Source organism: Micromonospora yongxingensis (assembly GCF_052601155.1).
Genome location: NZ_JBQXEO010000010.1, coordinates 126106 through 137702, shown reverse-complemented (window position 1 = coordinate 137702; position 11597 = coordinate 126106). Strand labels below are relative to the sequence as shown.

The 11597-nt window shown below is 67.4% G+C and carries 10 protein-coding genes; 4 read left to right on the top strand and 6 right to left on the bottom strand.

Annotation, left to right across the window (positions count from 1 at the left end; translation table 11 throughout):
• Positions 1-225 precede the first annotated feature (225 nt).
• Positions 226-1206 (top strand): ThuA domain-containing protein, encoded by a 981-nt coding sequence (locus ACTWLT_RS14880; protein ID WP_445318895.1) that lies wholly within the window; start codon positions 226-228, stop codon positions 1204-1206.
• 51 nt (positions 1207-1257) lie between these two features.
• Here ACTWLT_RS14880 and ACTWLT_RS14875 read toward each other — a convergent pair whose 3' ends face one another.
• Positions 1258-1908 (bottom strand): TetR/AcrR family transcriptional regulator, encoded by a 651-nt coding sequence (locus ACTWLT_RS14875; RefSeq protein ID WP_445318894.1) that lies wholly within the window; start codon positions 1906-1908, stop codon positions 1258-1260.
• A gap of 126 nt (positions 1909-2034) precedes the next feature.
• On the opposite strand from ACTWLT_RS14875, the gene ACTWLT_RS14870 reads away from it, so the two are divergent.
• The 3 genes from ACTWLT_RS14870 to ACTWLT_RS14860 all read left to right on the top strand — a co-directional run bounded on the left by ACTWLT_RS14870 (position 2035) and on the right by ACTWLT_RS14860 (position 6123).
• Positions 2035-2943 (top strand): shikimate dehydrogenase, encoded by a 909-nt coding sequence (locus tag ACTWLT_RS14870; protein WP_445318893.1) that lies wholly within the window; start codon positions 2035-2037, stop codon positions 2941-2943.
• Positions 2924-5701, top strand: coding sequence for a TIM barrel protein (locus ACTWLT_RS14865; protein ID WP_445318892.1), 2778 nt, complete (start codon positions 2924-2926; stop codon positions 5699-5701). Before ACTWLT_RS14870 ends, ACTWLT_RS14865 begins: the two co-directional genes overlap by 20 nt.
• Before the next feature lie 233 nt (positions 5702-5934).
• Positions 5935-6123: an NAD(P)-dependent oxidoreductase gene (locus ACTWLT_RS14860; RefSeq protein WP_445318891.1), complete on the top strand. Its 189-nt coding sequence runs from the start codon at positions 5935-5937 to the stop codon at positions 6121-6123.
• Between the two features lie 483 nt (positions 6124-6606).
• On the opposite strand, the gene ACTWLT_RS14855 is transcribed toward ACTWLT_RS14860, so the two are convergent.
• The 5 genes from ACTWLT_RS14855 to ACTWLT_RS14835 form a co-directional block, all read right to left on the bottom strand.
• Entirely contained in the window at positions 6607-7233 is a 627-nt protein-coding gene (locus ACTWLT_RS14855; RefSeq protein WP_445318890.1) for a DUF642 domain-containing protein, read from the bottom strand.
• 379 nt (positions 7234-7612) lie between these two features.
• Positions 7613-7744 (bottom strand): hypothetical protein, encoded by a 132-nt coding sequence (locus ACTWLT_RS14850; protein WP_445318889.1) that lies wholly within the window; start codon positions 7742-7744, stop codon positions 7613-7615.
• Between the two features lie 185 nt (positions 7745-7929).
• Complete coding sequence (locus ACTWLT_RS14845; RefSeq protein WP_445318888.1) at positions 7930-9216, bottom strand: MFS transporter; 1287 nt, start codon at positions 9214-9216, stop codon at positions 7930-7932.
• A gap of 153 nt (positions 9217-9369) precedes the next feature.
• Positions 9370-10191 carry an isocitrate lyase/PEP mutase family protein gene (locus ACTWLT_RS14840; RefSeq protein ID WP_445318887.1) on the bottom strand — a complete coding sequence of 274 codons (822 nt, stop codon included), beginning with the start codon at positions 10189-10191 and terminating at the stop codon, positions 9370-9372.
• A 9-nt stretch (positions 10192-10200) separates the two neighbouring features.
• Positions 10201-10581, bottom strand: coding sequence for a nuclear transport factor 2 family protein (locus ACTWLT_RS14835; protein WP_445318886.1), 381 nt, complete (start codon positions 10579-10581; stop codon positions 10201-10203).
• Positions 10582-11597 lie beyond the last annotated feature (1016 nt).

Sequence of the window (11597 nt, the reverse complement as noted above, 5' to 3'; positions counted from 1 at the left end):
CCCCGCGCCCCCTGCGCAGGGTGCGCACGGCTGCGCGGCAGCACCTCCCGATGCTGTGAAAACCCTTGTGCCACAACGGTTTTCGTCTTGCTGGCCCGCTCCACGGCCGATATATTCGGCGTACCTCTACACGGTACGAATGGTCCACCTGACGGACCTCGTGCCCGGCGTCGAACGCGACGCCCACCACCACCACCGCACGCCGTCCCTGCACAAGGAGCACTCATGCCCTTACGGCGTACCACCGTCCTCAGCGCGACTCTCGGCGCTGCCCTCACCGCCGCCGTCATGCTCCTCGGCACCTCCGTGCCCAGCGTCGCCGAGCGGGCGAGGCCCCCACAGAAGGACGGGGGCGCGGAGAACCTCGGGCGGCCCGACTACGGCGTCTGCCGTGGCACCGATCCCGACTGCTACCACGACTGGGGCAACTTCGACCCCACGACCGACGGATACCGCGTCCTCGTCTACAGCCGCACCGCCGGCCCCCGCCACGCCCACCTCGGCCCTGCCCTGGCCCCAGGGCTCAACCCACCACTGACTCCGCAGCACGCCGCACAGAGCGCCCTCGTCAAGCTCGGTGCCGAGCACGACTTCGCCGTCGACTGGACCGAGGACGTCACCCAGCTCTCCTCGCCGTCGCGCCTCTTCCGGTACAACGCGGTCATCTTCATGAGCACCACCCGCGACACCCTCGACGACGCCGCCCAGACCGCGCTGCGGCAGTACGTCCGCGGTGGCGGCGGATTCGTCGGCGTCCACAACGCCTTCGGCACCGAGTACAACTGGGAGTGGTACGAGGGGCTGCTCGGCGGCGCCAACTACTACGATCATGGCCGCAACCAGCCTGGCACCGTGGTGACGACCAACCGGCGTGACGTCTCCACCGCCGGCCTGCCGGCGCGCTGGGACTTCGCCGACGAGTGGTACAACCTGGTCCCCTTCCCCAGTCAGGTCCGCGTGCTCGCCAAGGTCGACGAGTCGACGCTGCCCGAGGGGGCGCAGGGCGGCAGCGGGCATCCCGGCCACGGCGCCAACCACCCCGTCTCCTGGTGCCAGTACTACGACGGGGGCCGGTCCTGGGTCACCACGCTCGGCCACGCGGTGGAGGCCTGGACGGAAGCCCCCATGACGGGCGACCGGTACTTTCTCGACCACGTCCTCGGCGGCATCGAGTCCGCCATGGGGCGCGGACCGTTCTGCCGATAGTCGGCCGGCGCCGGGACGCGATGGTGCGTCCCGGCGCCACACGGCGGTCCGTCACCGCGCGGTCAGGTACGCCAGCACGACGTCACCGAGCATCGTCCGGTAGTGCTCGCGGCGGACGGGGTCGAGCATGTCCCGCTTGAAGATCGCATCGAAGGTGTGCCGATTGGCGATCCGGAACACACAAAACGAACTGATCAACATGTGGACGTCGACGGGGTCGACGTCGGCGCGGAACCGACCGGCGACGCGGCCCTGTTCCAGGATGCGGGCCAGCACGTCCAGCGCGGGGTTGGCCAGCCCGGCCAGGATCTTCGAGCAGGCGATGTGCCGACCGCGATGAATGTTCTCGATGCTGACCAGCCGGATGAAGTCGGGGTTGGCCTCGTGGTGGTCGAACGTCAACGCCGCCAGTTTCCGGATCGCGTCGCTCGGATCGAGATGCTCCACGTCGAGCTGTTGCTCCAACGCCCGGATGCCCACGTACGCCCGCTCGAGAACCGTGATGTAGAGCTGCTCCTTGCCCCCGAAGTAGTAGTAGATCATCCGTTTCGTCGTGCGGGTCCTCGCGGCGATCTCGTCCACACGTGCGCCCGCGAACCCCTTGTCGGCGAACTCGGACGTGGCGACCGCGAGGATCTCCGACCGTGTCCGGTCCGCGTCCCGGGCGGCAGGCGCCACGACGACCGCCGGTGTCCGTCGCATCAACGGCTCCTCCCTTCGGGGTGAATTCACTCTAGCCACCGAGATCGCCGCCGCCCCTTCCGCACACGCGGGTCCCCACGTATAAGTAACTAACCGGTTCGTACATTATCGACTCGGGAGATCTTGATGACACCCCACAACGGCCGCGGCTTCCTGGTCGGTCTCATCGGTGCCGGGATCGGCACGTCGCTGAGCCCCGCCCTCCACGAACAGCAGGCCGACGCGCTCGGGTTGAGGTACAGCTACCGCATCCTGGACCTCGACATCATGGGAGTGCCAGCGACGGACGTCGGCGGCGTGCTGGCGGCGGTCCGGCTCGCGGGCTTCGACGGCGTCAATGTCACCCATCCGGTCAAGCAGCTCATCATCGAGCACCTCGATGCCGTCTCCCCCGACGCCGCTGCCATCGGTGCGGTCAACACGGTGCTCTTCACCGACGGCGGTGCGGTCGGCCACAACACGGACCTGCCCGGCTTCGTCCAAGCCCTCAGCACGGGCATGCCAGACGTGGCACTCGATCGGGTGGTCGTGCTCGGTGCCGGCGGCGCGGGCGCGGCCGTCGCCCACGGCCTGCTGTCGCTCGGAGCGGGGACCGTGAGCGTGTTCGACACCGACGCGCGGCGTAGCGACGCGCTGGCGCGGCGCCTCACCAGACGGTTCGGCGAGCGCCGGGCCGAGACGGGACCGATCAGCAACCTGGTGGACGCGATCCGCGACGCCGACGGCCTCACCCACACCACACCGACCGGGATGGAGGGCCACCCCGGCCTGCCGCTCCCTGTCGAGCTGCTGCGACCCGGGCTCTGGGTCGCCGACGTCGTCTACCGACCGCTCGACACCGAGCTGATCGTGGCCGCCCGCGCCCTCGGTTGCCAGGTGCTCGACGGGGGCCGCATGACAGCCTTCCAGGCTGCCGAATCCTTCCGCCTATTCACCGCCGTCGAGCCCGACGCCGAACGGATGCTGCGTCAGTTCTACGAACTCGTCCACCCCCCACCTGGAAGGCGGATCACACATGTTCGTCACCAACGGTGACTCCACGACCGGCTTGACCGACGGGGCAGGCACGGCCCCGCAGCTGACCATCGCGACCATCTGCCTCTCCGGGACGCTCGAGGACAAGCTGGCCGCCGCCGCCGCGGCGGGCTTCCACGGGGTCGAGATCTTCGAGAGCGACCTCATCGCCTCGGCGTGGTCGCCGTCGCGCATCCAGCAGGAGTGCGCCCGGCGCGGTCTCCGCATCGCCGTCTACCAACCATTCCCTGACTTCGAGGCGGTGCCACCCGACCTGTTCCGCGCCAACCTGCGTCGCGCGGAGCGCAAATTCGACGTGCTCGAGCAGCTCGGCGTCGACACCCTGCTGGTCTGCTCGTCCGAGTCGGCAGACGCGGTCGACGACGACGACCTGGCCGCCGAGCAGTTGCGCGAGCTGGCCGACCGGGCCGATCGGCGAGGTTTACGAATCGCGTACGAGGCCCAGGCCTGGGGCAGGTTCGTGAACAGCTACGCCCGAGCATGGCGAATCGTCCGGCACGCCGACCATCCGGCCCTCGGTCTCTGCCTCGACAGCTTCCACGTCCTCTCCCGTGGTGACGACCCGTCTGCGATCCGAGTGATCCCGGGCGGGAAGGTGTTCCACCTGCAACTCGCCGACGCGCCTCGGCGGAAGAGCGACGTGGTCGAGTGGAGCCGTCACCACCGCCTGCTGCCTGGGCTCGGCTCGTTCGACCTGACCGACTTCGTCGGCCACGCCCTGGCGACCGGCTACGCGGGACCGATGTCCCTTGAGGCGTTCAACGATGTCTACCGGCAGGCGGACCCACGCCAGGCCGCCATCGACGGAATGCGCGCGATGCTCGCCCTGCAGGAATCCGTCACGGCCAAGGGTCCCGCGCTCGCCCGGGAACGGCTGCGGGCACTCGGCCTACGACCGACCCCACGCCTGGGTGCGCACGTGTTCACCGAACTGGCCGTCGACCCGATCTCCGGCCCTCTCGTTGCGCGGGCCCTGACCGCACTCGGCTTCGCCCACTGCGGGCAACACCGGTCCAAGCCGGTGCAGCTGTGGCAACAGGGCAACGCCCGGGTTCTGCTGAACTTCGCACCACAGCGAACCGTCACCGCCGGCACGGCCGCGATCTGCGCGGTGGCCGTGGAGAGCAGCGACCCCGCCGCGTCGGCCGAACGCGCGGAGCAGATGCTCGCACCCGTACTGCCTCGCCTTCGCCAGCCCGGGGAGGCCGAACTCAGCTCCGTGGCCGCACCCGACGGCACCGCCGTCTTCTTCTGCCGCACCGGTGCGGACGACAGCTGGCTCGATGACTTCGTCTCCACCGGCACCACGGCCCGCGACGACGGCCTGGTCAGCACCACCGATCATGTGTCGCTCACCGCGTCTGTCGACGACTTCGACCACGTCGCTCTCTTCTACCGTTCGGTGCTCGGCCTGCGCTTCGATTCCACGACGGAGGTCGCCGCGCCGTTCGGGCTGATCCGCAGCCGGGCCGCCGCAAGCCCGGACCAACGCATCCGGATCACACTCAACACGGCGCCACTGCGACGCGGCAACTGGGCGCCCGCCGTTCCGAGCCCACAACATCTCGCCTTCAGCAGCGACGACGTGATCGCCAGCGCGAAGGCCATGCGCGAGCTCGGCGCCCCCGTACTGACGATTCCGCAGAACTACTACGACGACCTCGAGGGTCGCCTCGCCCTGGGACCGGAGCTACTCGCGGCAATGCGCGAGCACTCCATCCTCTACGACCATGACGCACACGGCGAGTACCTGCACTTTCACACCGAAATGCTCGGCTCCCGTGTCTTCTTCGAAGTCGTGCAGCGGATCGGCGGATATGCCGGATACGGCGCCACCGACGCCGCCCCGGTACGTATGGCCGCGCACCGACAACGCCGCCTGATTGCCCTGCGGGAGACGCCCCAGCCGCCGAACGTCGCGACGCACGACTACTCGCTCGCGCACCTGACCGCATTGAGCCTGTCTCCGCCGGAGCTGGTGGAAGCCGCCTCGGAGGCCGGATACCGCTACGTCGGTCTGCGCCTCACCCGGGTCACGCCGCAGGAGCCGCACTACCCCCTTGCGACCGACCCGGCACTCATGAGGACGACGAAGGTACGCCTCGCCGCTACCGGAATCGACGTCCTGGACATCGAGCTCGCACGGATCGGCCCGCACGAGGACCCTCGCGACTTCGAGCGCTTCCTCGAAGCCGGAGCCGAACTGGGCGCCCGACACGTCATCACCCAGCTGCCCGACCCCGACGGTGCCCGCAAGATCGACCGCTTCGCCCAACTGTGTGAGCTGGCTCGACCGCTGGGGCTGACGATCGATCTCGAGTTTCCGTCGTGGACCGAGACGCCCGACCTGAGCGAGGCCACCCGGGTACTGCGGGCCGCCGGCCAGCCCAACGCGGGCATACTGATCGACCTCCTGCATTTCGCCCGATCCGGATCCAGTCTGGCCGACCTTCGTGAACTGCCAGCCGACTGGCTCCACTTCGCGCACGTCTGCGACGCCGCAGCCAACGTGCCTGCCACTGTCGACGGACTCATCTACACGGCACGCTTCGAGCGTCTCTTTCCGGGCGAGGGCGGCATCGACGTGCGGGGCATCCTCGCCGCCCTACCGCCCGGAATTCCATACGCCCTGGAGATCCCTCGGGCGACCCTGGTGGCTCAGGTGGGTGCTAAGGAACACGCCCGGATGTCGATCTCGGCGGCACGCCGCCACCTTGATCATGTCTCAGAAGCACACCGGCCCACCTGGGCGGCGTGAAGGCCGCAGCGTTCCAGGCAGAACCCCCACCCCGACCCCGTCCTCCGAAACGCCTGCTACTGGCCTCCGGTACGGCCATCCCCGGTCCCCGCCGCATCCGATAACAGCCTTGGCGGCGATGCCTTGCTGTGTTCTCGGGTGCGCCAAGCGCGGCGATCGCGCTAGCGACGCCGAGGGAGACCGCACTCATGAATGAGTGAAGGGCTGGCCCGCCCAGAGCCCCGCTGTCCCGGATGGGCCTACCTGCGGGTTATCGCCTCAGCGCGCCCAAGGACGGCTCAAAGAAGGGCGTCAACCGGTACGGCTTCTTCGGCACCGACAAGATCGGCATGGCAGTGACCCGGGCCGACATCGCCGCCTTCACCGCCGCGCAACTATCCGACGACCGCTTCCACCATGCCGCACCGGCTATCAGCAACTGACCCTTTGCGACGGCGCTGCCGGGCTCAGCCTTCAGTAGCGCCGTCGGGCCTTGCGGCCCGCGTCAGGCGACAGCAACGCCCGAACTCCGGCAAAGTAGGTATCCGGGTTGGTACCGCTGATCAGCGGACGCTGCAGAGGGAAGCCTGCGCGAGGCTTAGCATGGCCGCGCCGACCTGATCTGGCACGGCGTCGGCCGGCAGGTTCCCGGCCGCCTGCCAGCGACGGGCGACCTCGGCGACGTGGGTAGCCTTGTTACGCACGTGCGGAGCGGACGACGGTACAAGGATCATCACGGAGCGGAGGATCCCTCGACCGTCCTCGGCACCGGCGGCGTCGCGGTCTATCGCGGGTGGATGCACCCCAGCGACCAGTACGCGGCCTTCGCCGACGCTGCCTTCCTGTACGGCTGGCGGTCAGCCGGGCTGCCGGAGGGCGTGAGCCTACCAACAGCCCGGCAAGCCGCCAGCTGAACGGCGTCGGTGCTAGGCGACTCGGACGGCCGTGGCCGTGTCGGCGGGGCAGATGACGAGCAGGCAGCTCTCGACCCGTACGTCGTCGATGACCGGGCCGAAGGCACCCACCGTGGTGCTGGCGAACTGCAGAACCGTGGCGGCGGACAAGATATTCGTGAAGTAGAACGTCCTGTACACGTACCCCATGGCGGCTGGCGTGTGGCCGGCAGTGTCGAAGGAGAAACTGTCGACGGTCTGGCCGTTGGCCGTGACCTTGCCCGTCGCGATGAGGGGACCGTTGTCGGGGTTGCCAGCGAGGGCGTAGCTCACTCGATAGGTGGTGAGCAGCTTCGTGGGCAGCGTACGGGCGACCGCACCCGGGCTGAACCCGTTGAGGTCGAGTGACTGGTTGCCTTCCGCGGTCTGCCAGTCGCGGGTCAGGCCGACGGTGCCGGTGGTGACGGTCCACGGGCCGATCTGCTGGCCGGCGGCAAACTCCGTGAAGTCGCTGGTGATGGCGGGGCTCTCGAAACCGTCGGCGAAGACGGGGGCCGCCGCCGCCGGACTCGCCGTGAGGGCGGTCAGTAGGGCGGACAGCGCCGCCGCCAGCGCCACCCCGGTTGCCGTGCGATGGGTACGCGGACGCTTCGTTGCCATGGTTGTCCTTCCGACGTAGGCATTGGCACTGACCGGGCGGCGCCGGGAATCCGTATCGCGGATCGACCACCGGGACGCTAGAAAATCGATGCCCGTCAGTGACGTTACGGTGACGCCGCAAGGCCGGCAAGGTCGTTCAATTCCCGACAGTTGGCCAAAAATCCGACAACGGTTGAGCATCGGAGGGCCTTGACATCGCCTGCCCAACGGCAACTGGACGGCCTACTGGCGGCCGTCGACGATATACGCGGCGAGCCTACTGCTGGCCAGCCCGGCGCCGAGGCTCATCAGGAGCCGACCGCGATCAGCAGTACGAGCAGGCCGAGGCTAGCGATCGCTGCAGGCCGTCGGCCCACATGGTTGGACAGTCGTCCCAGCACTAGCAGTGTGCTGCGAGAGCGGCGGAGCAGGCGACGATGGTCAGGGAGATGCCGGCGTTGGTGAACCCGTCCTCGGCCCGGTAGATGTTGAAAAGAGGGATCGTCGAGCCCACTGCGGCAAATACGGCCACCAGTGAGACCACCGCAGATAAGAATGCGAGCCGGAGCGCTCTCTGCCGGTGGCCCAGGTTAGTCGCCGGGGTCACGTGTTACATCGAGCCGTCTTTCTATCGTTCTGGACCATGCCGGCGCTTCTGGAGGTTTCGGGGTGCGCACGTCTACGTGCCAGGCCACCCCTCGCCTCGTTTCAGTCTCCTCATTCCCTCCGGGCGAGTGTCACGAACCGTGCCGCCACCGCGGCGAGCACGGCGGAGGTAAGGACAATGAAGCCCGCCGCGAGGAACACCACCTGCAAGGTTGTCGACGAAACAAGGATCGCGCCGAGGCCAGACCCTGCCGCCAGGGCTATCTGCAGGTTCGTCACATTCACCGCCGACGCGGCCTCGGGGGCGTCCGGGGCCGCGTCGAGTATCCAGACCAGCGTTCCCGGGTTCACGATTCCCCAGAACAGGCCCCACAGCACGAGCAACAGGCCAGCCAGCCAGGGTAAGGAGCCCGCGCACGCCAGCCCGATGAGTAATGCGGCCACCACCGTCGCCGCCCCGGCGAAGCTGCCGATCACTCCGCGCTTGAACAGCGATCCGGCGACGATTGAGCCGACGATGCCACCGCAGCCGTAGATGACGTAGAGCAGGGAGATCACACCGCTGGACAGTTGTGTGTGGTCCATCAGGAACGGGGTGATGTACGTCCAGGCGGTGAACTGTCCGATGAACACCACCGCGCCCGCGGCCATCCCAAACCGGGCGGTCCGTCGCGTCACGACTCCCAGGAGATCACGCAGGTGCGTACGCCCGTCCGGAGGAATACCCGGCAGCACGACCGTCTGCGCAACCACGACAAGCAGCGTCGCCGCCGCCGCAATGGCGAAAGCGAGACGCCAGCCGACGAGGTTGCCAAGGAACTGTCCCGCAGGCAGCCCCAGCACCGTCCCACCCGAAATACCCGCCGCGATGATGGTGATGGCGCGAGTGCCGCCGGCCCGGCCCACCAGCTTGGGGCCGACCGGTGAGACCACGGTCCAGAAGGCACCGAGAGTGGCGCCGAAGAGCATACGGGCGATCAGCACCAGGACGAAGTTCGGCGCCACCGCGACGACCGCGTTCGACACAAGCACCGTCAGGCCCAGGACAAGGATGACCGAGCGCCGGTCGAAGCGGGCGGAACCGAGGAAGAACAACGGCGCTGACAGCGCGGCGCTGAAACCCGGCACGAGCACCATCAACCCTGCGAGGCCGAGCGAGACATCCAGTCCGTCGGCAATCTGCGGCAGCAGCCCCACCGGAAGCGTCTCCGTCATGACGATGACGAACGCGCCGAGCGCGACCGCACCGACGGACAGCCAGCCCCGCCTGCTACCGGGCTCCGCAGCAGCGCGGACAGCTGCAGGCTCGATCGGGACGGCCGCGCTGCACGACGATGCCGTGACCACGCGCACCTGCGATGCGTGGTGTGCCGCCGTCGCCTGTTCGGATTCGATCATATGTTCTCCTCACTCATCGCATGCTCCTGGCAGGGCTCCGCTCTTTAAGCACCCGAGGATGTTCCGCGCGAGTCACGCGGGCATTCAATACAACTCACGTTGCGATCTAGCCGCATGAGACGAGTACGCGGCTGCCCGGTTTGCGTGGCCGTGTTAAGCCTTGATGAGGTCGATGATGTGGCCGAAGTCGAGCTCTGATGCGAGCGCCATCAGGTCTCCCTCCGCTAGCTTCGCCGCAGCCGCCTGTGTAGCTCCGAGAGCGTGCGTGTATGGGTCGACCCCGAGGCTGATCCGGCGGACACCGATCGTCTGGAGTTCCGCGAGGGTAGCCGTGTCCTTGGGGCTGACGAGGACGTTGACCGGCTTGGGCGCGACGGCCTTGATGACTGCGCTGATCGAGGCCAGGTCCGGCAGGTTCGGCGCGTACAGGACCTCAGCTCCTGCCTCCGCGAAGGCCGTGAGGCGGCGGATGGTGTCATCGATGTCGGAAATCCCCCACAGGAAGTTGTCCGTGCGACCGGTCAAAACGATCCGTCCGCGCGCAGCTGCGCCGGCGGCCTCGATGCGGCGAACCGCGTCATCGAAGCGACGAATCGGGTTCAAGGGGTCACCGGTGGTGTCCTCAACTCCGATGCCAGCGAGACCGCGGGCAATGGCAGTATCGACAGTGGCCGCGACATCTTCGGGAGTCTCGCCGTAGCCATCCTCAAAGTCGCCGTTGATCGGCAGGCCACTCACGGACGCGAGCAGGGCGGCATGGTCAAGGTGCGTGTCGCGGCTGATGGCGTGAATACCGTCGAGTCGGCCGAGTGTCGCGGCGAAAGCCGCTGAAGAGGTCGCGATGGACTTGAATCCGGCCTCTTTGAAGAGCAGGGCCGACGGGCCGTCCCATGCGTTGGGCATGATGAACGTATCGGGGCCACGATGGAGTTCGACGAACTGTTCGTAGCGCGCCTGGGCTGGAATAACAGACATCGTGGCGGATCAGGCGCCCGGGGCGATCGCGCAGGCGGAGACGCAGACCCAGGCGCCCTCCCGCTTCTGGTACACGTCCGTGTAGAGCGCTTCTTGCACCACTCCATCGGCGATCATGGTGTACGTGACGCGGCCGTGGATCAGGGCAACGTCGCCGAGGATGCGGATCTTGAAGTCGCGCAGAGTGAGGTCTTTGATGGGTCGGGGCTTGGCGATGTATTCGAGGTACTCCTCGCGGTTGCGGGTGACACCCGGTGTCTGCACGATGAAATCCTCGGCGAGGAATTCACTGAAGCGCTTGGCATCGCTGGCCTCGTCCGAGTGGATGTAGTCAAGGTTGAGCTGTTCGAGGATCGCCAGATCTTCGCCGGACTGCTCGCTATCGTTCATTTCTTGCTCCTTCTCCGTGAAGTGCGGCTTTCGCCGAAGCCGGGTTGTCGTTTCGACTACGTCGCAATCTCGGTCGGGCCTCGATGCCCGCCCGCCGCAGTCGGCTCCGCGGCTGATGGCTCCCACATGCTCGGTCCTCGAGTAGCGGCAGGTGGTGGGCCCGATGAGTTCGGTCGCTCCGTTCGACTATGAGACTACATGGACCACTTGGTCCAGTCTAGGACGTCGCGGCACCGCTCACAAACGTATGCGCCTGGCCCTAACCCCGCCAGGCCCGCGGCTTGCTTCGGTCGTGAAGAGGTCAGGTCGTGAACAGGTCAGGGCGGATGATTGATGGCGCGGGTTGCTGGTGCACACGATCATCCGGCATTCCCCAGCGGCGCTTCCGGGAACCCATATCTGGACTCTAGCGTCCAGTTTTCGGCTAGACTGTGGCAGTGAGTTCCCACCCGCTTTGATGGAGCGGTGGCTACCTGCCGCCGGACGGGCAGGGGCAGCGATAGTTGGTTCGGCTGGTTTCTTCTGGCGGGTGCGCCAGGCGGTCTCGTACTCGTCGGGGCTGAGGAAGTCAGGAGCCGAGCAAACCTCACAGGAGGTAACCGAACGAACCGTAACTCGACGCATGGCTCCGATCTCGTCCAGTCATCGGTACCGGCCGTCGTAGCGGACTCGACTCCGGGCATCCGTGAAGCTGACGCCCACCCGCACTCCGTCCTCGACGATCCACCGAACCGTGTACGCCGCCCGATAAGTCGGCGGCCAGAATGAAGCGAAGGTCCCGTCACCCGTGACAGACCACTCGCCAACTGACGGCAGGCCTCCGTCGACGTAGGTCGTTCGACCATCCGCCGTGAATGATTGGGTTGCACCGTCTTGGAACACAAGCTGCGCAGCGGTCAGGGCGGCGATCATGTCCACCGCATCGACCGGCTGGCCATCGACAACGTCCCTACCGGAAGGAACAGGGTCCATCGAGCTCTCCTGACATCGGGCAAGACCATGGCCGCCGCCAGCTC